This is a genomic window from Stenotrophomonas sp. STEN023 (assembly GCF_056760135.1).
Genome location: NZ_JBRREF010000035.1, coordinates 20,759 through 44,805 on the forward strand (window position 1 = coordinate 20,759; position 24,047 = coordinate 44,805).

The following is a 24,047-nucleotide window of genomic DNA, read 5'->3' on the forward strand; positions in this document are numbered from 1 at the left end:
TTAGGATTCCCGGAATCCAAGCAACCTCAGTGCATTGACCACCACCAACAGCGTGGTCCCCTCATGCACCGCCACGGCGGGGCCTATGCCCAAACCCATGACGGTGGCAGGCACGAGCAAGGCAACCACGCCGAGGCTCACGTAAAGATTCTGGCGAATAACACTTTTGGTACGTCGACTGAGCGCCACGGAAAAAGCGACCTGCCGCAGGTCCTCTGACATGAGCGCAACATCCGCCGTTTCCAAGGCGACATCGGATGAAGCCGCACCCATCGCGATACCCACGTTGGCGCTGGCCATGGCGGGCGCGTCATTGACGCCATCGCCAACCATTGCAATCCTTTGGCTTGCCTTGATCTCCCGTATGGCGGAGACCTTGTCGTCCGGCATGAGGTTGCCCCACGCTTGATCTACCCCGACGTCTCTGCCTACGGATTGCGCGACGAGTTGGTGATCACCGGAGATCATGATCATCTGACTCACGCCCAGTCCACGCAACTTGTCCAGCGCTTGGCGTGCCTCTGCCCGCGGGGTGTCCATCAAGCCGATGACGCCCAGATCCCTATCGCCCAGCCGCACCGCCATCGTCGTTCGCCCGCGACTGCGCAGCACATCGATGCCTTCTTTGGCGGACGGGCCCAAAGCCGGAACCCCGTCAGCCCCGAACATTTCCGCCTTCCCGATCCAGGCAGTCTGCCCACCAACATCCGCACGCACTCCTCGTCCGGCGAGATTCTCGAATTCATTGGCCACCAACGTGACCGGCCCGGAAAGGCGCGTCTTCCCATCAGCAACGATGGCGGCCGCCAACGGATGGTCACTCAGCGCCTCCACGGCGACGCTGACCTCTAGCAACTCTTTCTCGGTTACGCCCTCCGTCACAAAAATGTCGGTCACGCGGGGCTTGCCCTCGGTCAGGGTGCCGGTCTTGTCGAAGGCGATTGTCGTCACCATGCCAAGCTCCTCAAGCGGCGCACCGCCCTTGATCAGCACCCCGCTACGTGCAGCGCGTGCGATGCCGGCTAGAACAGCACTGGGGGTGGCAATGGCCAGTGCGCACGGGCTGGCAGCAACCAGTACGGCCATGGACCGGTAGAAGCTGTCACGGAACGGCTCGTCTATCACCACCCAGGAAAACAGTAGAACGCTGGCAAGCACCAGAACGCAGGGAACGAAGATGCGCTCAAACTTGTCTGTAAGACGTTGGGTGGGTGATTTTCGTGTCTCGGCCTCGCTGACCATCTTGACCACGCGTGCAAGCGCGGATTCCGTAGAGCGCCGGGTAACCTCCACCTCCAACGCTCCGGAGCCGTTGATGGTGCCGGCAAACGCTCTCGACGCCATGTCGACTGCATCGGGACGGCGCCTCGCTTCTTCGGCGTCAGGCACCGGATGTTTGTCCACCGGGATGCTCTCACCTGTCACCGGTGCCTGGTTGACGTTGCTGGATCCCTTGACCACGAAGCCATCAGCCGGCAACCGATCATTCGCTCTTACCAGCACGATGTCACCAAGCTGCAGCGCGGCGACCGGCACTTCCACAGGTCCGCCCTCCTTCACCACCAGGGCGGTCTCCGGTGCCAGTTTGGCGAGGGCCTCGATGGCGCGCTTGGCGCGCCCCATGGCGTAGTTCTCCAGCGAATGACCCAGGCTGAAGAGGAACAGCAGCAATGCGCCCTCTGCCCAGGCTCCAAGGGTGGCGGCGCCTGCTGCTGCCACCAACATGAGCGTATCGATCTCGAAACGCTTCTGTCGAATGTTCTCAATTGCTTCGCGCAGGGTGAACCATCCACCGAACACGTAGGCAAGCATGTACAACGCCGTAGGCAACCATGCGATCCTGAACGCACCCGATTTCTCAATTATGAAGCCGGTCACGAGCAGTAGCCCGCAGATTATGGCGAACATCAGCTCTGCATTGGCTCCAAGCAGGCCGTCATGGGAATGGGCGTCTCCCTTATTCGGGGATGCGCCGCTTTCTGTTGCTTGGCTCATCTCTATTCTCCGATTGTGATCTGAGCATTCAAGGCTCGGGCGCAGCAGATTCTGCGCCCGAGCGCGGTGTCAGCTAATCAGTGATCTTTGTCCTTTCCTACGGCAGCGGTGCTTGGCTTAGCCATGCGGCCAGCAAAGGTGGGAAGCACCAGCAACGTGAGAATGGTCGCGGTAAGCAAGCCACCAATAACGACGGTAGCGAGCGGCTTTTGGACCTCTGCACCCGAACCGCTGGCGATGGCCATGGGAATGAAGCCGACAATGGCCACCAGCGCAGTGGTGAGGACGGCGCGGATACGACTCGCTGCGCCGTTGAGAGACGCCACCAGCGGTGCATCACCTGCATCAAGCCGTTCTCGGATGGCCTGCATCAGCACCAGGCCGTTCAGCGTGGCAACGCCAGACACCGCAATGAACCCCACGGCGGCAGACACCGAGAACGGCATCCCCCTCAGCAACAAAGCCAGGATGCCGCCCACCAGCGCCAGCGGTACGCAGCTGAACACGAGAATGGCTTCCTTGGCGCTACGGAGCGCCATGAACAGCAGTGCACCAATCAACAGGAACACAACCGGAACCACCGCCGCCAGTCGCTTCTCTGCCCGCTGCAGGTTTTCGAACTGCCCGCCCCAAGTGAGATAGGAACCTGCAGGCAGCTTCACGTCCGCTACCGCCGTCTGCGCTTCGCCAACAAACCCGCCTAGGTCACGCCCACGGACGTTTGCTTGCACCACGATGCGACGGCTGCCGTTGTTGCGACTGATCTGATTGGGTCCTTCGCTTATGGTGATCCGGGCGACTGACGAAAGCGGTATTACCGCACCGGAGGGTGTGGCAATGGGCAACGAGCTGAGCTGATCCGGATTGTTGCGGGCGGCATCATCCAAGCGCACCACCACGTCAAAGCGGCGATCACCCTCGAAGATCTTTCCCGCAGCAGTGCCGCCGATGCCAGTCGACAGAGCGTCGCTCACATCGGCCGCGGTCAACCCGTACTGCGCAGCTGCAAGATGGTCGATCTTGACGTTCAGGGTTGGCAGGCCGGAGATCTGCTCGACCCGTACATCCGCCGAGCCTTGGACGCTACGCAGCTTGAGCGCCACCTGGTCTGCAACCTTCTGCAGATCACCGAAGTCATCACCGTAAATCATCACGGCAAGATCGGTGCGCACACCGGAGATGAGCTCGTTGAAGCGCAGTTCAATGGGTTGGCTGAACTCGAAGCTGTTGCCGAGCTGCTTCGAGGCCACGGACTCGAACCGACCGACGAGCTCATCCTTCGAAAGTTTCGGATCCGGCCATGCGCTTCTGGGCTTCAGCACGATCACGCTGTCGGATATGTTGGTGGGCATCGGGTCGATGGCCGCCTCCGCGGTACCTGTCCGGGAGAACACCGTCTCCACTTCCGGCTCCTTGGCAATGGCTTTCTCCAGTGCCAACTGCATGGCCAGTGACTGCTCCAACGAGGTCGAAGGAACTCTCAGCGCCTGCATGGCCAGGTTGCCCTCATCCAGCGTAGGCATGAACTCACGGCCCAACATCATGAAGGAGGTCACACCCACAGCCAGGGTGAGCACCGCGCCACCCAGCACCACGCGCGGCATGGCGACAGCCCGCTCAATCACAGGCTCGATCCGGGTGCGCAGCACCTTGATGAGTTTGGTCTCGTGCTCGCCGTGATGGAGCTCCTCGCCCGGCTTCATCTTCGGCTCCCGCACCCAGAGGGCGGTCAGTGCCGGCACCAGGGTAAAGGAGAAAATGAACGCGCCCATCAGCGCCAGCATGAAGGTAGCCGCCATTGGCTGGAAGGTTTTTCCTTCGACACCTTCCAACGTCATGATCGGCAGGAAGACCAGCAGAATAATTAACTGGCCGAAAGCCGCAGGGCGCGCCATCTTTTTGGCCGATTCCGTGGCCACCTTCATCCGCTCCGTGGCAGTCAGTGGCCTGCCCAGTTCGACGCGGCGCTGACCCAGCATCAACAGCGTGGATTCAATGACAATGACCGCGCCGTCCACGAGGATGCCGAAGTCCAACGCACCTAGGCTCATCAGGTTTCCGCTGATCCCGAACCGGTTCATGCCGATCACGGCAAACAGGAACGACAGCGGAATCACCAGTGCCGTAATGGTCGCGGCACGTAGGTTGCCCAGCAGCAGGAACAACACCACCACGACCAGCAGTGCGCCTTCGGTCAGGTTCTTGGCAACCGTCTTGATGGTGGAGTTGACGAGCTGGCTTCGGTCCAGCACGGGCACGGCAAAGATGTTTGGCGGAAGCGACTTGTTCACCTCTACCAGCCGGTCCGCAGCGGACTGAGCGACGGTGCGGCTGTTGCCGCCAGCGATCATCAGCGCCGTACCCAGCACGGCCTCGTGTCCGTTGCGGCTGGCTGCACCGAGACGCGGAGCGCGACTGAGCTCGACATCGGCAACGTCGGCGACACGGATCACCACGCCGTCCTTGGTAGCCACCGGGGCCTGCGCCAGGTCGCCTGTGGTCAAAGCTAGACCGTCGGCGCGAACCACGAGGCCCTCGCCAGCGCGTTGGACAAAGCCTGCGCCAGCTTGCACGTTCGACCGCTCAAGCGCTTGGACGAGGTCGGACAATCCCAGTCCGTATGCCGCCAAACGTGCGCTATCCGGATGGACGCCATACTCCTTCACATAGCCGCCCACCGTATCCACGCCGGCAAGGCCTGGGCTGGAGCGCATTTGGGGGGCGATTATCCAATCCTGCACGGTGCGCAGGTATGTGGCACGCTCTTCTGCGGTTGTCAGTCGGTTGCCTTCTGGCGTTAGGTAAACCTCGCCCTCCTGCCAGCCGGCTTGCCCCTTCGGTGCCAGGTTCTTCGGGTCGTAGTCGGTGAAGTCGACCGTCCACATCAGCACCTCGCCCAGACCGGTAGTCACCGGTGAAAGGACCGGGGATACACCTTCCGGCAAGTCTTCCGCTGCTTCGCGCATGCGCTCGGCAACCTGTTGTCGCGCGAAATAGATGTCGGTCTGGTCGGTGAAGATCGCCGTGACCTGCGAGAAACCGTTGCGCGACAACGAGCGGGTGGTGTTCAGGCCCGGGATGCCGGCCAATGCCGTCTCAAGTGGATACGTCACCTGACGCTCGATCTGCTCCGGTGTCAGTGCGGGCGCGATCGAATTGATTTGCACCTGTCTGTTGGTGATGTCCGGGACCGCGTCAATGGGCAGCTTGCTCAGCTGGAAGAGACCCCAGCTGGCCACCATTGCGGCGAGGAACACCACCAACCAGCGGAAGCGGACCGCTGATTCAATGATGATAGTGAACATGTATGGTTTCCTTAGTGGCCGTGCTCGGCTTCACCCTTAGCCAGTTCGGCCTTGAGCAGAAAGGCATTGGTGCCTACGATGCGCTCGTCGCCTTTGAGGCCGTTGACGATCTCGACGCTGCCGCCGGCACGACGTCCCACCATCACTGGCGTGGCTTTGAAGCCTTCCGGGGTTTCGATAAATACCACGCTGGCACCGTTCACTGTCTGCACGGCATCGGCCGGTACGCTGAGCGAATCGGCGTCTCCGTCGGCCACCACCAGCGCCGAAATCGGCGAGCCTGCAGGCGGCAAGGTTGCGGTCAGTGGCTTCGCACGAATCACCGTGGTGCCACCCTGCTGACGGATGTCGGCGGCCACACCGGTGACCTCTGCCTGGAATGCGCCCGTCGGAGCGGTCACCTCCAGCTTCATACCGGCGGCGACCTGTGAGGCCAGTGCAGGTGGTGCGGTGAAGACCAGCTCGTTCATGTCGGGGTTCGAAACGTCGGCGACCACACTGCCCGCTGATACCACCCCGCCCGGCGTAACCTGCACGTTGCCGACGACGCCCGACACCGGGCTGGTAATGCTCACGCGGCCGGAACTGTCGGGCGAGCCATTGGCCGCCGCCTGGGCACGTGCCGCCGCAGCCGCCGCTTCCGCGGCGATCGAGCGCGCACGCGAGGTCTCCATCTCCTGGCGGGCAACGACGCCTTGCTCCACCAGCGCCTTATCGCGCCCATACACCAATCGGGCGACTTCGGCCTCGGCTCCCGCCGAGACCGCAGCTGCACGGAATGTAGCCGCGTCACCGCTGACCACGACAGCAAGCGTCTGGTTGGCCTTCACCTGGGAGCCCGGTGCCACGAGGACACGTTCAACGCGACCGGTGACGGTTGCCGCGACCGATGCACGCGCACCAATGGAGGGCTCCACGCGTCCTGCAATGCGCGTGGAAGCACCACCGCCCCGTCCTACGGCCATCACGCCCACGCCGGACGCCTTGATCTGGTCTGCGGTGAGCTTGACCACGCCCTCTGGGGCCTCTTCCTCTGCATGTGCGCCAGCTTCCTCGCCGACATGGTCGTCGGCGGGCTTGGTATTGCCCTCACCTTCGCCTTTACCTTCCTGGTGGCCATGGCCGTCATCTTTTCCCGATGCTTCCTTTTCGGTCGCGGGGGCTTCGCTGGAACCCTTGCAGCCGGTCAATCCACCAGTGAGAACCAGGGCCGACAGCAGCAGCGCGCCTACGAGAATGGGGTTACGGGGCTTGTTCATTTCTGCTCCAGAAAGGGGACGCGTCCTTCGAGACGGGCAAGTTCAATTTCGGCGGCGACGCGTGCCAGTCTTGCGTCTACGGCAGAGGCGCGCGCAGCGATCAGGGTCGAGCGGGTGCTGCGTAGCTCCAACTGGGAGATGCGGCCTGTTTCAAACCCGATGCGGGCGAGTCGGTAGGCCTCCTCGCCGGCCGTGACGCTATCGTCCGCAGCCCGCGTTCTGCTGTTGGAAGCCTTCAGTGATGCGATCGCGGAAAGGCGGTTGGCTTCACTCTCGCGCTTCTGCTGCTCAAGCCGAGCATCGGCAGCACGCTGCTCGGCATATGCTGCGCGAATCCCGCCGCTGTTCCGGTCGAAGAGCGGGATCGAGAGACTCACTCCGATGTTGTAGGCACGCTCGTTTTCGAGGCGGAAGTTTGTCTGTGCCACGGTTGCGCTCAGGTCGGGAAGCGCGCGCTTGCGTTCCACGTCCACGAGCCTGCCCGCCGTCGCCGCCTCAGCCTCGGCGATCCGGACTGCCAATGCTGCACGGGTATCGCCCATGGGCAGCGGGGGCGCACGATCCAGCAGGCTTTCACTGATGGCGTTTACGGATGCATCCAGCTGCGCTGCTCCTGCCAGTCGCGCAAAGGCCGCATCCCGGGATGCCAAGGCTTCGTCGAGCGCGGCCTTTGCATTGGACACTTCACTCTGCGCCTGCAAGGCACGGAGCTGGGGCTCCCGCCCCTGTTGGACCATGGCACTGGTGGCGTCGGCGTCGTCCTGGATGAGCTGGAGTGCTTCATTAGCGAGCTCATAGCGTCTCAGTGCGCTCTCGGCCTGTGCATAGGTCGTTGCCAGGAGCGCGGCCACTTCGCTCCGGCTCAATTCGCTACGCAGCCCTGCGGCCTGGGCTTCGCTCTGCGCTGCACGCACACGCGCACCTCGCTGACCGAATAGCTCCAGCGGTTGGGACAAGGTGATGATCGAATCGGCGTTGCTAGTGCCGCGATACGCGCCGGTGCCCTGCGCGTTCTCAAGGTCGTAGGAGAGCGTCGGATTCTTGAGTGCACGTGCCTGTTGAACACGGGCATCGGCGGCTTCAGACAATGCAACGCCTTGAATGGTGCCCGACAGCTGATCAAGACGAACCAGCAGGTCGTCATAGGAGGGCGAAGCTTGCGCTGACGCAGGCCCCGCAGGCGCGAGCGCCAGCAGGACAGCCACGAACAGCCCGGCCGCCTGAAGCGGCCGACGTGTGGAGGTCGACATTTAGATTTTTCCAGAGGTGAAAAGAAACGAGATCCCGCACTACGCGGGTCAAGCTCTGATCAGCCCTGGGGCGGACGCGTCAACCCATCAAGTACAACGGTATAGGCGTTGATGCCAGTAAACGCGTCCCATGCTGCCGATACCACCTGCGGCGGCGGGCTCACAGCTTCCAAAGGAAGACTGGCATTGGAATGATGGCAGTGGCCATGACTGCAACCGGCTGCCGGGACCTCGTGGTCTGCCTTCCCATCCGGGTCACTCGCAACATCCTGTGCAGCACTCGCCGTTGCGTGCGACTCAAGCGCGCAAGCCAGTGTGTCGGAAATGGGCACGACCACAAACGCCGCCATCAGCAGCATCATCAGGTAGAGCCCAATTTTCCGGGAAGTTTCACGCATTCGGGAAGGCTATCAATGACTTGGGCATGGATACAATAACAATAGAGGCCGTTGCGACACGGGTTCGGATCTAAGCACCCGTTGGACAGCTACAGAACCCACCAGCCACGAGCTAGGGTAATGATTGGAACATGCACTTCACATGAGCCCGATAACACCCCATGCCAACACCGCATTGACGAGCATCATGAACACAGCGGCCGAGCCCATGTCCTTGGCCCGTCCGGCCAGTTCGTGGCGTTCAGGCCCGTACCTCTCTATAACCGTCTCAACCGCGGAATTGAGCGGTTCCGCCGCCAAGACCAGCAGCAGCGAGCCCAGCAGCACGAACTCGACCGGAGTTTCGACTATCCAGAAGGCTGTGGGGGCAAGCAGCAACAGCACAACCGCCTCGAGGTGGAATGAGGAGTCGTGCAGCCAGGCCGCACGACTCCCCAGCATGGACCATCGAAATGCCTTCAGCACGCCGCGCGGGCCGCGAGGTCGGTGTCCATAGGTGTCAGCCACGTCTATTCCTTGTTCTTCCGTCATGTGTGAACGTTGCAGCCAGTGGGAATCTCTTCCCACTCATCTCTCGGCGCGGTCAAGCGACTTCTCGCATCGGCCAAACAGATTCAATGCTTCGTCCTTGGATCTGGTCTGCACTTGCATGAGCCCGAGCACCGAATGAAACAGGTTGTCGTGACTCAGGGGTTTGGTTGCCTGTTCCCGAAGGCATGCAGCATCGATTCCACGGCTCTTCTGGAGGCCGTCCGACAGCCACACAACCATCGGCACCTTGACCTGTGTGGATGGGGCGATCGCATAGGGAAGTCCGTGGAGGTAGAGGTTTGCTTCCCCGAGCGACTCGCCGTGATCCGACAGGTAGATCATGGCGGTGTCGTGCGACGAATCCGCCGCTAGCATGTCAACGGTTTTTGCGAGAAAGTCGTCAGTTGCGACAATTGCGTTGTCGTAGGCGTTGACGATCTCCTCTCGAGCGCACTTTCCAAGATCAGCGCTGCGGCAGTCCGGCACGAACGTCCTAAACTCTTCACCGTAGCGTTTGAAGTAGGCTGGACCGTGATTTCCAAGCTGATGTAGAACCACCACGACGTCTCCAGGATTGTCGTCAATGGCATCGTGTAGTCCGCTGAGCATCACTTCGTCTCGGCAGGACTGGTCCGTACACAGCGGATGCGTGGGAGGTTCCCTGTAGGATTCAAACGCAAGGTCTGCGCAGACGCCTTTGCATCCAGACTGGTTGTCGCGCCATAGCGTCTTGACGCCCGCACGCTCCAGCACATGCAGCAGCGACTCAGAGCGCCTGATCCTATCCCGGTCATAATTTCGCCTTCCATACACGGAGAACATGCAGGGCACGGAGACCTCTGTGTTAGATCCACAAGCGGTCACGTCTCCGTAGTTGACCACATTGCGCCTAGCCAGCTGCGGCGTTGTCTGCCGCGCGTAGCCGTTCAGCCCCCAGTTCTGCGCGCGGACGGTCTCACCTACCACGATCACCAGAAGATGAGGCTTCGAACCTACCGGATGCATCTCGATCCGTGCATCCTCGGCCACCTTGGCCAGGGGGCCGGGCTGAGAGCGACGATCCTGTTGGAGCACGCGGATGCTGGATACGATGTAGTTCTCGGGTGTGATCAGGTAGCGCGCGGATTTGTTGTTGCGCATGAGCGAGGACAGATCATCGAACTGTAAGAGGGCCGCACCGCCGCTGATGCCCACGGTTATGATCAGCAGCAGCAGACGCGCGGCCACCAATCGCTTCAGACTTCGGCTAGGACGAATGCGAACCCATAGCAGCGCAAGCAACGGGGGCGCACTCTTTAGGAGGATCGTGCCCGCAAAGCCTAGCGTCATCAGCTCACTGGCTTCCGCCGTGTCCGTTCTGAACACGTTGCGCAGCATGCTGGCGTCAAAAACGATGCCGTAGTTGTCAGCGTAGTAGGCCGCCGCGGCGGACGCAGGCACCAATACGAAAAGGATAGGCTTCAGCGACCAGCGCCAACCGATCAAGGCGAACAGCACCACATGAATGCCGGTGATGAAGATCAGGGCCGCACCCAGCACCAGTGCCTGCGCAACTCCCTCTTGGTTTGTCGTACCGATGACGAATCGAGCGAATGCGTTGTTGAACACCGCCGTGAAGTAGAGCGACGAAATGAGAATCAGCGCTATCTGACCGACTTCCGGACGATTGCGCCACCGCGGTAAGCCGGTCATGCCAAGACTCGCCGTGGTGGAACTGCAGAAATCAGAAAAACAGATATGGTGGCCCGGAGCACGTAATGCGCCCAAAGCAGGAAGATGGCCATGGTTCTACCCAGGAGGAAAGCGCGCGAGGGGGGGGCGGCAAGCACACGCGGGTCCGCTTCCGCAGCTCCCCATCACAGCGACGTGAATCGCTGCGCTGTGTCATTCGCACAGCTTGGGGAACTACCGAGGGTGCAGCGGTGATGCAGCCGTTTAGTCGCTCAGCAGGCGAGCGACGCCGGTTCTGTCAGCCCCTAGGAGGCCGGATCAAGCCGTCGCGCCTGTCCGATGGGAGGTTGCCTGCGGCGACCAGGGCAAGGGATTCAGATGCGGTCGCAACCTCTTCCAGAGTCAACGCAACGGGCACCTGGCACACGCCACCGTGATGACAGTGTCCGTGCGTGGAAACATGATCTTTTCTTGGGTCTGATAGCTTCGACGATTCCTGCAATGCATGCACGTCCCCCTGATCACCACACACCATGGCTTCGACCGATGGCACGGCAATAAACACCGCCAGAAGTAGTGCGAGCAGAAGCCGGATGGCGGGGGAGGTGCCTCGATGCATTGAGTGAGATGACCAGATGCTGGCGGAAAACGAACGCTGCTCCAGAGGGGCGTTCGTGGCTACATTGTCCACGATAAAAATGGGAAAAACACCTGAATTCATGGCGAATTTAGTTGATGCAACTGCCCTCATCGCCGCGTTCCGACATTCCTCAGACGTGTGCTTTTCCGCGATGCGTTTGGACGCGGGGTGATGCAGGATCAACTGCAACATTTTTCCGACAATCTAGCATCGACACGCGGAATTGGTCACGCAGCTCGATACCGCTGCGCGCAGCGCGGTGGGTGATAGTGCCATCAGCGACTTCCCGTTGATGTAGAACGTTGCTGTACCCCAGATGGCAGCCACCTTGGCGTCTGCATAGTCCTGGGCGATGAGCATCTCGACAGGCTTGTCCTGTAGGAACTTCAGCGCCATTCCAACGTCCAGCTCGGCACAGCACGCAACCAACGAGATCAGATCAGACGATCTGACGATGTCAGAGGAAGTGCGTTTGACACCAATTTTGCGCGTGGATACCCTTACATTTAATCATTACATGAATAGTTGAAATGAATGAGGCGGAAGCGCTGCGAGGATTTGGCGCAATTGCACATCAAGACCGTCTGCGCATCATACGAATGCTCGTGGTGGCCGGGGCGGCTGGAATGTCCGCCGGATCTATTTCGCACGAGTTGGGAAATGCAAGCCCGTCTAGGGTGTCCTTTCATCTCAAAGAACTGGAGCATGGCGGCCTTGTTGCGGGCCGCCGTGCGGGCAGGTCAATCATCTACAGTGCTAGCTTCGCAGCCCTGTCCGACCTAGTTGCGTTCCTGATGCGTGACTGCTGCAACGGCCACTGCATCCACTGCGATAGAGCGATCAAACTCTTTGCCCAGTGCACTGGCCGGCCTGCTCGATCAGTCGTTGATCCGTGAGAAAACGCAGTGAAAACGCGGCCCGCAAGAGTAAAGCGTGCAAGAACCCACGCTTCTGCCCGAGCTGGGAAACGGATAAAGCGATGACGGCGAGATGCTCAGGTGTGGCCGAATGACTGAACGATCTGGGGTTTATAAGTGAAGCTGCATCACCTGCGCGAGCAAATGGAAAGGCACCAGACGGCGATCTACTTCGCCGCCATGGCCATGGGTTTTCTTCTGGCTCTCAAGGTCCCTGGGACGGGACGGCTGGAGGTGCTCATCACGCCGGCCTTGGGGGCGATGCTCTTCGTGACGTTCCTGCAGGTGCCGCTGTCATCTATAGCAGCGTCCTTGAGGAATTTGCGATTCGTCGCTGCCTTGCTAGTCACCAATTTCATAGCAATCCCGTTGCTAGTTGCATTGATGGTACCGATGTTCCCGGAGCAGCCGCTAATCGCCATCGCCATGCTCTTTGTACTTCTATGTCCGTGCATCGACTATGTGGTTACTTTCTCGCATCTTGGCAAGTCGGACGCTCCACTGTTGCTGGCAACAACTCCAATCCTCTTGATTGTCCAGATGATTCTGCTGCCACTCTACCTTAAGATCTTTCTTGGTCAGGCTGCCGCAGATCTGGTTCGGCCAGGTCCATTCCTGCATGCCTTTGGCTTTCTTATCGTCATCCCAATATTGCTGGCTGCTACTCTGCAGGGATTGGGCCGAAGATCCGTTTGTATGGAAGAGGTCGAGCGAATTGCTGGCGCCCTTCCGGTACCAGCCACAGCTGCAGTCCTGTTGATCGTCATAGCCGCGGTAACTCCTCAGCTGGAGGCTGCACTGCAAGCCGTGGCTGCGGCGCTTCCGGTCTATCTCATTTACGCAGCTATCGCCCCCCTAGTCGGCCTGGCCGTAGCAAGAAGTTTCAACATACCAGCCGCTGCCCAGAGGGCCATCGCGTTCTCGGCAGCTACCCGCAACTCGCTGGTGGTGTTGCCTCTGGCTCTAGTTGTGCCCGGAGCTTTGCCAATCATTCCCGCCGTGATTGTTACTCAGACCTTGGTAGAGCTTGTCGCCACGTTGGTTTACATCCCTTTGATCCCGCGACTGGCGAAAGCGCCATGATGTAGGTCAACGCTTCAACAACCCAATCTTGCAGTTGCACCCAGGTAGAACAAGACTCCGCCAAGCGTACCTTTCTGCGCAGTCCGCGCTCATCCTCTATCCGCGCGAGGGTCTCTGTTTGAGCGGAGATAAAGCGGATTGGCAGTAGATCATGGATGTTTATTGAGGGCTGCCGGATGTCCGCTTCTGGCCGGCAGCGGAAGTCACCCGTGACTCCGGGCGACAGTTCCATGTAGCAGGAAATCTACAACTAGGGTGAGCGTCGACAAACGGCACTGCTGTCCAGGTAAGTCCGACCGCATCCAACCAATCAAGGGGTACAAATGGGGGTATTTTGAATGTGATACTTATTTTTATTGTATTTAAAACATATGGTTGTATCGACTATTTGGGTCAGATAAGCGTCGCGAATCTGGGTCAGAACACGGATGACGCGGAGCGACGGATGGATGGTTTGCTCGAGCGCCGCGACCAAGGGACGCCCGGTCAATTCCTGGAGAGCACTGCGCGCCTCGCCGAGGCCTTTGCGCGCGTAGGCCGTCCGGCACGCGGCCAAGCCCTACTCGCGGAGCAGCGAGCGCATACCCTGGGATATGCGCTGCGTGCAAAAAAAGACCCGCAGTACGCGTTCTGGATGACTTTACTGCGGAAGGCCAACCAAGCGGACCCAAGTCAGCGCTCTGAGCGAGTCCGCATGCTTGCGCGGCAGGCGATTGGCATGGCCTCGACGGAGGGAAGCGATGCGGCAGGCCGGATCGCACATGGCCTGATTCTTGAGGCTGCCATGGACAGCGCGCAACTTGGCTCGAGTGTGGGTGATGCGCTGCTCAAGGCAGGTCTGATCGAAATGCCTGAAATCGTGGACGCATTGATGGCGGGCATGATCCGGCGCGATCCACAGATCGTCCTTCCGTGCGTGAATACATGGCTTTCGCTTTGCCTGCCATTCCATCGGGCTGCCTACTATCGAGTATCCGAGGAGGCCAACTTCATTCACGAGGCAATTCAGACCGCGGGTTCTGAGATTCTGGACGATATCGGGAGATTGATGCTCGACAGTATCGCGGTTCACGCTCAGGTTGATGTTAGGCCAGAGCTCGTTGACGCATTGAAGGCCGCGCTTTCCCTGCGCGGCGCAGACGTGGCTACCGTCGAAGCGGCGAAAGTTCGTATTTCCGGCGACGCGCCGCTGCCAAGAAGTGGAGGCAACTCCCCTATGCGGTACGACGACGCGCTAGACATGCGGGGACTGGCGGATAGGTTGGACGCTGACGCTGCCTCGGGCGCCGTCAGCTTCGAAGCCGGATCGGCGTTTCGGCGGCTGGTGTCTGCCTCAGATTTCAACCTCGCACTGGAAGTATTTGATTGCCATCCAAAGGTTCAAGAGGACAATCGAGCCAGATTCTCTCTTGTCGACAGAGCCTTGGCGGAGGGGCAGCGAGAGGTCGCCATTCGTTTGACGAATGAATATCAGCCCGATGCCGACCGTAGTTTCAGTTGGTCGTGGATGATGGGTGGTGGGCGACAACGCTACTTCCGTGCCCGTCTGCAATTGGAAGGGGAGAGCGTCTACGAATTGGCTTATGCAAATCTGGCCTCGAGCTTGGCCGCCGGAGACGACGCCACCAATTCGTTACTTTGGGATCTCGATGACATCTGGCCACTTCTCGAGCCTGCTCCAAACTGGTCTGGCATGTGGGCGTCAGTACAAGACCAGCTGCCACACACTCGTGATTACGCTTTAGGCCGGGATGTCGACTATGAAGATGGATTGTCGGATTCAGCACTGATCGCAAAGCTTTTTCATAAGGTCATCTCGCTGCCCGTTTCGGAACTTCAGTGGCAAGCGGGGGGCGGGGCGCTGTCTCTCTCGGCTTCTGACCCGGCCGCCTTTGGGATCCTTATCAATTCTCTCCTGAGCGATTCGGGCGATTCGATCATCAAAGGGCTTCAACTGCTTCGGTCTACAGGCAACCCTGCGCTTCGGGAACAATTTGCCTCGCGAATTGGCGATCTGGCAAATGATGACGACTTTGGAGTGCGCGTTCTCGCGCGTAAGTTGGCCGAACGTTGGGGATTGGATCTCCACGTTGGACGCAGCGCACTACCGGTGTTTTATGGGTTTTCTCTTCCTCCGCTTGAGGTTACCGAACGCGATGAAACGCTTCGCGAACGACCTTTCGGTGCGCCTCTCGTATCGGACGCTGCGGCGTGGTGCGCACCTTTCACCGACTTGATCGAAAAGATCGCGTCAATCGCCGGGGTAACCGAGGATCACATTCGCCACCGAGTCCAGCAATGTATAGACGGCTGGGGCGGTGTCCAGGCGTTTGGTTCGGCAGGCGCTGCTGAGCTCAGAGGAACCCTTCAGAATCTGGGTTTGCAGCTGAAATACTTCGCCCCACATTTCGTTGGTGGTTTGCGTGCGTTGCGGCATGTGGCCGGCGAGTTGGACGGCGCCGGGCGAATCGACACCGATGAAGTCGATTCGCTGCTCGGTGACTTCGCGATTTCTCCGGAGTGGATGCGGAGTGCGATCGATCGAAGGCCGGAGTTTGTGGTCCGACCAGTGCTGCCGCGCGGCTTCAGCGCGGACGAAGAGACTTGGCTAGCCCAGGTGGAGGAAGACCTCACTGTCGCGGTAGGTGCCGAAACCATCTTGGCTGAGCTGACCCACTTCCAGGGGCGATCCAGTTTCACGGCCTACGAGTGGAGTCGGATGCGCCTTCTTGGGACGAAGCTTCCTCCCGGTCAAAACCCCGTGTCGCTATTCGAGCGCTTGCCCGACTCTGGTTTTCCGGTCCGTGCCGTTACTCGGCGGGGCCTTGCACCGCTGCCGCGCTTTGAGTTGACGCTCGATCCGGGCCTAGCCAATCGATTGAGGTGGCAGGCAGCGACGGACGGTACATCGCGATGGTTCGATGCAAATGGTCAATTGGTGGCGACTGCGTATTGTTGGAGAGACGGTGGTCCGGATGGACAAACGCACGGGGACTGCCTGTATGGCGAGGGTGCGGTGATTGCGCTGACCGAGATCGGCCGCACGCAGCTCGAAGGGCTCGTCGGCGCCCGCCGGGTCGAAACCGTGGCTCGGCGTGCTCGATCACATAACGCCCAGAACCAAGAGCGATTCGCTGCTTCGAGACCGCCCGACGATCCAGGACTACCTGAATAGTGCCGTTCGTCTTGTGCCGATATCTGAATCGCTTCCCCGCTAGCACTGAATGGTTGCATCGCCACCGGTCACATGCCTGTGATTCAACGCGGCTGGGAAGGCCGTGCTCATCTCCCCCGGCTGTTCTCGAAGGTCCGCTTCTGGCCGTCGGGCGTCATGCGACCCAAAGCGGACATACACCGCCTAGAGACAGTCGGGCGATACATAACCCGAGTTCCGTTTACACAGAAATCTACACACGCTCCTCCCTCGCATTCTGAACAAGCGGACTTGGTGTTTCCAGCGGATTGCGAATTGACATCCTGCAGCTAACGGCAGCATAGAGTCGGGATTCCCGGTTCGTGGCGTCGTGAGCTTTCATGGCGACGAAGTTGAGGGTGCGGGCTTGTGGCTTGCCTTTAAACATCGCAACTCAGGCTCCGGCCCAAGGCGACAGCCTTCTTGTCCTCGCCATGTGGATAGAGGGGCGGACAAGAAGGCTGCAGGTCAGTTGGGTCGTCCAATGGCACTTTCTGAGTTGAATCCTATTGCAAGGGGGGCTGCTTGCGGGCATCCCCGCGCAGCCGGCATCGGTGTTGCTGGCGGCGTGATCGGGGCGTTTGCTCTGCTCAGCAACGTCATCCTGGTGCCCCGCACCGGTATGGGCGCGCTCATTGGATTGGTTATCGCGGGGCAGCTGCTGTCTTCGTTGGCCATCGACCATTTCGCATTGATGGGATCTGCCCATCGTCCCGTTTCCCTCATCAAGCTTGCAGGCGCGCTGGTAATGCTGGTCGGAATTTTGATATCGCTTTTCGGCGATCGCTGGTCTCGGCTGGTTGCCTGACGTGTCTTCCTCACCGAGGGGAGAAGGGTCAGATGTTCTTTGGCACGTTTTTACTTCGTGCTGCCGAATAGGCTCATGTTTCAGGATGATCACGCCGTGTCCCTCGAGGACTCAACGACGCAGCCCGCGTATCACTTTCGCCAGCGTCTTGACTCCCGCTTCGAGCTCGGGAGGGGCGTGGGCAGCGAAGCCCATCAGAAAGCCCTGCGTAGGGGCGTCCGATTTGGATAACGTGGTTAGGCCGAGCAGGTCGATGCCTGCCCGATGTGCGGCGTCCACGGCGTCGGCTTCGGACAGGTCGCGGACGAAGACGCAGGGCATCTGCATGCCGCCAGCCGGCACGCGGGGCTCCATGAATTCGGACAGGCGTTGCTGGACCAGCTCTGCTAGCACGTCCCTTCGTTCTGCATACACTGTGCGCATGCTTCGCACATGGGCGCCGAAGTGGCCGCCCTCGATGAAGCGCGCGAGCGTGAGTTGGGGAATGGGGGCGCTGTGGCCATCGAGCAGAGTGCGCGCGGCGGTCATTGGCGCGATCAGTGGCGGTGGAAGCACCATGTAGCCGATGCGAAGACCGGGAAATAGTGATTTGGTGAAGGTGCCGATGTAGAGGGTGCGCTCGTATGGATCGAGCCCTTGTACGCAGGCAGTCGGTTTGCCTGCGTAATGAAACTCGCTGTCGTAGTCGTCCTCAATGATCCAGCTGTCGTGCGCCCTGGCCCATTCGATGATGGCCAAGCGCCGGTCCAGCGGCAGCGTCGCGCCGGTCGGGAACTGGTGCGAGGGCGTTAGGAACACAGCGCGTGCAGCGCCGCCGGGCTGCAGGCTGGCCTCGAGCAGGCGGTCGACCTGCAGTCCATGCGCGTCGACCGGAACAGGCACGCAATGCAACCCAGCGGCTTCGAAAGCTTTGCGTGCACCGTGGTAGCCGGGGTCCTCGATGAAGATCCGCTCTCCTGCATCGAGCAACAGAGTGGCGCACAGCGTTAGTGCCTGCTGGGAGCTGGTCAGTACCAGGACGCGATCGGGTGTGGCACGCGCGCCGCGTTCGAGGTTGACGTAGTCAGCAATGGCCTGTCGCAGTGGCACCATGCCCTGCGCCGGGCTGTGCAGCAGGGTCCGGGTGCCGTACTCCTTCAGGACCTGGCGTTCCAACCGTTTCCAGATTTGCAGGGGAAAGCTGCGCGTCTCCGGCACACCGGGAGCGAACGCGCGCGGCGCGAGGAAGTCGCGCACGCCGCCGCGCTGGACGAGCGCGCTGCCGCGCTGGCTCAGGCGCGGCGCCGTAGGGGTGGGTGGGGTGTGCCGTGCCCTACCCCGTCCGGGCCGGCGTTGCGTGTGTTCGGACACGAAGCTGCCGCTGCCTACGAGGCGTTCAATGAAGCCCTCGGCATGCAACTGGCCGTAGGCGGTCTCGATGGTGTCACGCGAGACGCCCAGCGATTTCGCCAGCGCACGCGACGCTGGCAGGGGCCGGCCGACATCGAGCATGCCATCGAGGATGAGCTGGCGTATGGCGCGTTGCACCCGCAGATGCAGCGGCAAGGCGCTTTGCGCAGGGTCGCCGATCGTGGCCTTCACCGATTCAAGTTGGGCATGTTTGAACAAATGGTCTGCTTTATAGGGTGAAAGTGGCGGGGGAAATCAGGCCATTGTCCGCCTATAAATGGGCACCGCAAGTCCACTGCCGCTGCAGGAGAAGCCCGTTACACATGGCCGATGCCCCCAAATCTGCGTCCCTTCACTGGAAGGACCTCCCTCACCCGGTCATCGCCGGGCTCATCTCCGTCATCGTCAACTATGGCGGCACCTTTATCCTGGTGTTCCAAGCCGCCAAGAGCGCGGGCCTAAGCCCGGAACTGACGGCCTCGTGGGTGTGGGCGGTCTCCATAGGAGTCGGTGTCACCGGCATCCTCCTGAGCTGGACGACCCGCGAGCCGATCATCACCGCTTGGTCGACGCCGGCTGCAGCATTTTTGGTCACCGCGCTGACCACGACCCCTTACGGGGAAGCGGTTGGCGCCTATCTGATCTCGGCGGCTGCCTTCGTGCTATTAGGCTTGTCCGGCTGGTTCGAGCGCGTGATTCGGCTGATTCCGCCGGGTGTGACCGCCGGACTGCTGGCCGGCATCCTGCTGCAATTCGGTATCGGTGCCTTTGCCGGCGTCAGCCTGGACCCGCTGCTGGCGGGGCTGTTGATCGTCGTCTATCTGGTACTCAAGCGCGTGTCGCCGCGTTATGCGGTGGTGGGTGTCCTGGTCTTGGGGTTGGCGTTCCTGTTGTTTCAGGATCGGGTCGATGTCGCTGAGCTGCGTCTGGCATTGGCCGCACCGGTGTTCACCGTGCCGGCGTTCTCCTTCAATACCCTGTTTAGCGTAGCGTTGCCGCTGTTCCTGATCACGCTGACCGGCCAGTACATGCCGGGCATGCTCGTACTGCGCAATGATGGTTTCAAGACCAGCGCCAGCCCCATCGTGGCGCTGACCGGATTGGGCTCGTTGCTGATGGCGCCGTTCGGCTCGCACGCGTTCAACATCGCGGCCATTACCGCGGCGATCTGCACCGGCCGCGAGGCACACGAACAGCCTTCCAGACGCTGGGTTGCCGGCGTGGCCGCCGGTGTGTTCTACATTTTGGTCGGTGTGTTCGGGGTGACACTGGCGACGCTCTTCATGGCGTTTCCGGCGACTTTCATCGCTACGCTCGCTGGTCTGGCGTTGCTGGGCACCATCGGGGGGAGCCTGGCCAGCGCGCTGGCCGACGCCAAGACCCGCGAAGCCGCTCTGATCACGTTCCTGGCTGCGGCCGCCAACATAAAGCTGCTGGGCATTGGCGGGGCGTTCTGGGGTCTGGTGATCGGGCTAGTGGCGTACGCGATCCTCAACGGCCGATCGTCGCAGGCCGTGCCAGCGGCCACGGCAATGCCTTTGAATGGGAGGCCACATTGATGCCGGCTACATACGTCACTACCACAGATCACGACCGGCACGGCCGCTATCCCGAAGCAACCAGCGTCGAGGATTTCCAGCGCAATTTGGCAGCCGTGCATGCGCGCATGGAGGCCGCTTGCCACCGGGCCGGACGCGATCCGGCGACGGTGCGCCTGCTGCCCGTCAGCAAAACCAAGCCCGAGGCCAGCCTGCGCCTGGCGTATGCCGCGGGTTGCCGGCTGCTGGGCGAGAACAAGGTGCAGGAAGCGCACCGCAAGTGGGAGGCGATGCAGGATCTGAGCGATCTGCAGTGGTCGGTCATCGGCCATCTGCAAACCAACAAAGCCAAGCAGGTGGCGCGGTTTGCCAGCGAGTTCCAGGCGCTCGACAGCCTGCGCGTCGCCGAGGCGCTGGAGCGGCGGCTGCAGATCGAGGGCCGTTCGCTGGATGTTTACGTGCAGGTCAACACCTCGGGCGAGGTGAGCAAGTACGGACTCGCGCCGGATGACGTGCCAGCCTTCCTCCAGGCGCTGCCTGCGTTCCCGGCGTTGCGTGTGCGCGGCCTTATGACCCTGGCGCTGTTTTCCAGTGAGGCCGAGCGCGTGCGCCGCTGCTTCGGCCTGCTAAGCGGGCTGCGCGACCGGTTGCGACAGGATATGCCTGCCGGCATTGCACTCGACGAACTGTCGATGGGCATGTCGGGTGACTTCGAGATCGCGATCGAGGAAGGGGCGACGGTGGTGCGCGTCGGGCAGGCGATCTTCGGTGCGCGCTTGTTGCCCGACCACTACTACTGGCCCGACGATGCGGGTGCTGAAATGGCGAACGCATGAAGAAGGTTGCGGTCATCCGCCATCTGGCATTCGAGAACCTACGCACGTGGGTGTCGCTGCTCGTCGCGCGCATCTACGCCGTGTCCTATTTGGAAGCAGGTAGCAAACGTGTCTGCGTTGACTGCCTTGTCCCGGTCAGTCTGCTGGTGGTCCTGCCTCCCCCAAAAATTACTCCACCCGATAGGACATTCCCATGTATGACGCCACTGTAGCCCTTTCCGATTTCGACCCCGAGCTGGCGCAGTCCATCCAAGATGAATTGCGCCGGCAGGAAGATCACGTCGAGCTAATTGCGTCTGAGAACTACGCCAGTCCGCTCGTGATGGCGGTCCAGAACTCGGTGCTCACCAATAAGTACGCAGAAGGTTACCCCGGCAAGCGCTACTACAGTGGCTGCGGCTTCGTAGATGTCGCCGAACGTCTAGCGATCGAACGTGTCAAGGCGTTGTTCAATTGCGACTACGCCAATGTCCAGCCGCATGCCGGCGCGCAGGCGAACGCAGCGGTGTTCCTGGCGCTGGCCCAGCCCGGCGACACCGTCATGGGCATGAACCTAGCGCAGGGCGGTCACCTGACGCACGGCAATCCGGCCAACTTCTCCGGCCGCCACTACAACATCGTGCCTTACGGACTCAACCCCGATACAGGTCTGATCGACTACGACGAGATGGCGCGCGTTGCGCATGCAACGCGGCCGAAGATGCTGATCGGCGGCTTCTCAGCATACTCGCGCCACAAGGACTGGGAGCGGATGCGGGCGATCGCCGACGAGGTGGGCGCGATCTTCTGGGTGGACATGGCGCATGTCGCCGGTCTGGTGGCTGCGGGCGAATACCCCGATCCGCTTCCGCATGCCCATGTCGTGACCAGCACGACCCACAAGACGCTGCGCGGCCCGCGTGGCGGCCTGATCCTAGCCAAGGGGCAGGGCAGTGATTTCTATAGAAAGCTCGACTCAGCCGTGTTCCCCGGCACCCAAGGGGGGCCGTTGATGCATGGCATCGCGGCCAAGGCGGTGGCGTTCAAGGAGGCGATGCGCCCCGAGTTCAAGACGTATCAACGCCAAGTGGTGGCCAATGCTCGCGCGATGGCAGGGGTTGTGCAGCAACGTGGTTACCCGATCGTCTCGGGTGGCACCGACAACCATCTGATGCTGATCGATCTGTCCGCCAAGCCGTACACCGGCAAGGACGCCGACGCTGCGCTGGCCGATGCGTACATCACCACTAACAAAAATTCCGTCCCCAATGACCCCCGCTCGCCGTTCGTAACCTCAGGGCTGCGCATCGGCACGCCGGCGGTGACAACACGCGGCTTCGGTGTGCCCGAATGCGAGCAACTGGCGGGCTGGCTGTGCGATGTGCTCGATGCGCTCGAGTTTGGCGACGAAGTACTGACAAGCACCCGTGACCAGGTGCGTACGAAGGTGGTGGCGCTGTGCAGGCGCCACCCGGTGTACAGCTGAACAGCTCAGCGCACCAAGGGGGCGCTGCGCGGCATCTTACGCCTTGCAGCGCCCTTCCTCTTACTTTCAGCAGCTCGTCGATGTTGTCTCTTCGATTGCTGTATCAGACCCTAGCGCTCGAGGCCTATCGCGCCTCCGCGCTCGCGAACAGCCCCTGGACAATAGTCCGTTAGGCAGGCCGCTGGTCGAGTTGGTCTATCTGCGCATGTCAAAGATCAACGGCTGCGCGTTCTGTCTCGGGATCAACGCCGTGGTTCTGCGGGCAGGCGGCATTCGGACCATGTGATCTGGCTGCTGACTAAAAGGTAGTCTGCTGCTGAAGTTCCAGCTGCTTGGCCGCACTGGAACTGAGGGTTGCGCGTTCCTTATTCAAATACTCATGAATCATTCTGAGGCGCGATATTTTGCTTTCAATATCCGCCATCTTCTTGGAGATGATGGCCACGCCTGCAGCGCAATCGATCGCCTTGCTTCGGCGAGCACCTAGAATTTCGCCTATTTCACCAAGCGAAAATCCCATGCTCTGCGCATGCTGGATGAACTCCACATCCTGGAGTGTTTGTGCTGTGTAAACACGGTAGTTGTTGGTACGCCGTGACGTTGAGATCAGGCCGATCTTTTCGTAGTAGCGCAGGGTATGGCGACTAGCGCCACTACGGATCTCGAGTTCGCCGATTCTCATGAAGAAGCTCTTGACTGTAGAGTTAGGTCTACAGTTTACACTCGATTTTTCACCTACCAAGGAATATGGAAGTGGGCGTCGAGTGCTTTGTTACGGGAGGGACCGGCTTCATCGGGCAGCATCTAGTGGCATGCCTGAGTTCGAAGGGGCATACGGTTCGGGTGCTGATGCGTCGCCCGGAGCGCCTGGCAGCGTTGCGCGAGCAAGTCGACCAACTGGGAGGGGTTGCAACAAAAGTCTTTGCCGTAGCCGGTGACCTTGCTGAAGAGAGCGTTGGGCTGAGCCATGCGGATCGGGAGGTGGTAAGGCAATCCAGGGTTGTATTCCATCTGGGCGCCAATTTCGCTTGGGGGCTCTCAATGGAGCAAGCCCGTGCGGTCAACGTTGAAGGTTCGAGGCGCGTGGCTTTATTGGCCGCGGAGCAAGATAGCCGATTGGTAATGTTCGGCGGTTACATGCTGAAAAACGATGAGCACCTTCAACGCATCGGGATCGACATTGCCCATCCAGAGCTGACCAACTGGTCGGCCGTCTATCGTCGTGTGGGTGCTTACGAAGGGAGCAAGCTGGAGGCGCATTTCTCAACCTTGGGAGTGATGTCAGCTACGGGAGGGGAGATGGCCGTTGTCCACCCGGCCACCGTTTGCGGCCACAGTCGCACCGGGCATATTCTCGACGGCCAGCCGCTGGTCGAATTGATACGCAATCTTGTGCAGGGCAAGCTGACGGCTGTCCCCGGCACTGCCAACCATTGGCTGCCGCTGGTCACCGTGGACGATCTGGTTGAGCTGGCGGCTGCATGCGCGTTTGATCCTGGCATGGGTGGAAAGGAGCTGCTGGCGCTTGATGGCCAAAGCCCTGGCTTGCGAGAACTTCTGACGGTGGTGGCAAAGCCGCTTGGCGCTAAACCGCCAAAGCACCACGTCCCTCTTTGGCTGTTGAAACTCCTGCTGAGTATTCGTCCCGTTGCGCGCTATGGAGTTCCCAGGATTTCCTAGACAGAGCTAGCCTCTGTTGGGGGCGGCATTGGGAGACAGTCATGTCTGCAGGCAAGATCACCAGCAAGACCCGGCAAGCCTACAAATTC

At 60.7% G+C, this 24,047-nt stretch carries 19 protein-coding genes; 8 read left to right on the forward strand and 11 right to left on the reverse strand.

The window, feature by feature from the left end:
* From ACVOLV_RS11615 to ACVOLV_RS11655, 9 genes are all read right to left on the reverse strand, one after another.
* Complete coding sequence (locus ACVOLV_RS11615; protein WP_481531208.1) at positions 1–1,995, reverse strand: heavy metal translocating P-type ATPase; 1,995 nt, start codon at positions 1,993–1,995, stop codon at positions 1–3.
* 77 nt (positions 1,996–2,072) lie between these two features.
* Positions 2,073–5,300 carry an efflux RND transporter permease subunit gene (locus ACVOLV_RS11620; RefSeq protein ID WP_481531209.1) on the reverse strand — a complete coding sequence of 1,076 codons (3,228 nt, stop codon included), beginning with the start codon at positions 5,298–5,300 and terminating at the stop codon, positions 2,073–2,075.
* A gap of 11 nt (positions 5,301–5,311) precedes the next feature.
* Entirely contained in the window at positions 5,312–6,559 is a 1,248-nt protein-coding gene (locus ACVOLV_RS11625; protein WP_481531210.1) for an efflux RND transporter periplasmic adaptor subunit, read from the reverse strand.
* On the reverse strand, positions 6,556–7,809 hold the full coding sequence (locus tag ACVOLV_RS11630) for a TolC family protein (protein WP_481554539.1): 1,254 nt from the start codon (positions 7,807–7,809) through the stop codon (positions 6,556–6,558). Before ACVOLV_RS11630 ends, ACVOLV_RS11625 begins: the two co-directional genes overlap by 4 nt.
* Before the next feature lie 59 nt (positions 7,810–7,868).
* Positions 7,869–8,207 carry a hypothetical protein gene (locus ACVOLV_RS11635; protein WP_481554540.1) on the reverse strand — a complete coding sequence of 113 codons (339 nt, stop codon included), beginning with the start codon at positions 8,205–8,207 and terminating at the stop codon, positions 7,869–7,871.
* Positions 8,208–8,345: 138 nt separating this feature from the next.
* Positions 8,346–8,714, reverse strand: a complete 369-nt coding sequence (locus ACVOLV_RS11640) for a diacylglycerol kinase (RefSeq protein WP_481531245.1) — start codon at positions 8,712–8,714, stop codon at positions 8,346–8,348.
* Positions 8,715–8,774: 60 nt separating this feature from the next.
* The gene (locus ACVOLV_RS11645; RefSeq protein WP_481554541.1) at positions 8,775–10,430 is read right to left on the reverse strand and encodes a phosphoethanolamine transferase; all 1,656 of its coding nucleotides are present in this window, start codon (positions 10,428–10,430) and stop codon (positions 8,775–8,777) included.
* Between the two features lie 277 nt (positions 10,431–10,707).
* Positions 10,708–11,241: a hypothetical protein gene (locus tag ACVOLV_RS11650; RefSeq protein ID WP_481554542.1), complete on the reverse strand. Its 534-nt coding sequence runs from the start codon at positions 11,239–11,241 to the stop codon at positions 10,708–10,710.
* Positions 11,242–11,253: 12 nt separating this feature from the next.
* Positions 11,254–11,445: a hypothetical protein gene (locus tag ACVOLV_RS11655; protein WP_481531215.1), complete on the reverse strand. Its 192-nt coding sequence runs from the start codon at positions 11,443–11,445 to the stop codon at positions 11,254–11,256.
* Between the two features lie 134 nt (positions 11,446–11,579).
* On the opposite strand from ACVOLV_RS11655, the gene ACVOLV_RS11660 reads away from it, so the two are divergent.
* From ACVOLV_RS11660 to ACVOLV_RS11675, 4 genes are all read left to right on the forward strand, one after another.
* Positions 11,580–11,945: an ArsR/SmtB family transcription factor gene (locus ACVOLV_RS11660; protein ID WP_481531216.1), complete on the forward strand. Its 366-nt coding sequence runs from the start codon at positions 11,580–11,582 to the stop codon at positions 11,943–11,945.
* Positions 11,946–12,083: 138 nt separating this feature from the next.
* Positions 12,084–13,049 (forward strand): arsenic resistance protein, encoded by a 966-nt coding sequence (locus tag ACVOLV_RS11665; RefSeq protein WP_296248033.1) that lies wholly within the window; start codon positions 12,084–12,086, stop codon positions 13,047–13,049.
* Between the two features lie 334 nt (positions 13,050–13,383).
* Complete coding sequence (locus ACVOLV_RS11670; RefSeq protein ID WP_481554543.1) at positions 13,384–16,224, forward strand: hypothetical protein; 2,841 nt, start codon at positions 13,384–13,386, stop codon at positions 16,222–16,224.
* A gap of 502 nt (positions 16,225–16,726) precedes the next feature.
* Positions 16,727–17,050 carry a DMT family transporter gene (locus ACVOLV_RS11675; RefSeq protein WP_481554544.1) on the forward strand — a complete coding sequence of 108 codons (324 nt, stop codon included), beginning with the start codon at positions 16,727–16,729 and terminating at the stop codon, positions 17,048–17,050.
* A 111-nt stretch (positions 17,051–17,161) separates the two neighbouring features.
* Here ACVOLV_RS11675 and pdxR read toward each other — a convergent pair whose 3' ends face one another.
* On the reverse strand, positions 17,162–18,658 hold the full coding sequence (pdxR, locus tag ACVOLV_RS11680; RefSeq protein WP_481554545.1) for a MocR-like pyridoxine biosynthesis transcription factor PdxR: 1,497 nt from the start codon (positions 18,656–18,658) through the stop codon (positions 17,162–17,164).
* A 104-nt stretch (positions 18,659–18,762) separates the two neighbouring features.
* Here pdxR and ACVOLV_RS11685 point away from each other — a divergent pair, with 104 nt between their 5' ends.
* From ACVOLV_RS11685 to glyA, 3 genes are all read left to right on the forward strand, one after another.
* On the forward strand, positions 18,763–19,998 hold the full coding sequence (locus tag ACVOLV_RS11685; protein ID WP_481554546.1) for a benzoate/H(+) symporter BenE family transporter: 1,236 nt from the start codon (positions 18,763–18,765) through the stop codon (positions 19,996–19,998).
* Complete coding sequence (locus tag ACVOLV_RS11690; RefSeq protein ID WP_481554547.1) at positions 19,998–20,813, forward strand: YggS family pyridoxal phosphate-dependent enzyme; 816 nt, start codon at positions 19,998–20,000, stop codon at positions 20,811–20,813. Before ACVOLV_RS11685 ends, ACVOLV_RS11690 begins: the two co-directional genes overlap by 1 nt.
* 193 nt (positions 20,814–21,006) lie before the next feature.
* Positions 21,007–22,278, forward strand: a complete 1,272-nt coding sequence (glyA, locus tag ACVOLV_RS11695) for a serine hydroxymethyltransferase (RefSeq protein ID WP_481554548.1) — start codon at positions 21,007–21,009, stop codon at positions 22,276–22,278.
* Between the two features lie 298 nt (positions 22,279–22,576).
* Here glyA and ACVOLV_RS11700 read toward each other — a convergent pair whose 3' ends face one another.
* Positions 22,577–22,960: a MerR family transcriptional regulator gene (locus tag ACVOLV_RS11700; protein ID WP_481554549.1), complete on the reverse strand. Its 384-nt coding sequence runs from the start codon at positions 22,958–22,960 to the stop codon at positions 22,577–22,579.
* A gap of 65 nt (positions 22,961–23,025) precedes the next feature.
* Here ACVOLV_RS11700 and ACVOLV_RS11705 point away from each other — a divergent pair, with 65 nt between their 5' ends.
* Positions 23,026–23,958 carry an SDR family oxidoreductase gene (locus tag ACVOLV_RS11705; protein WP_481554550.1) on the forward strand — a complete coding sequence of 311 codons (933 nt, stop codon included), beginning with the start codon at positions 23,026–23,028 and terminating at the stop codon, positions 23,956–23,958.
* Positions 23,959–24,047 lie beyond the last annotated feature (89 nt).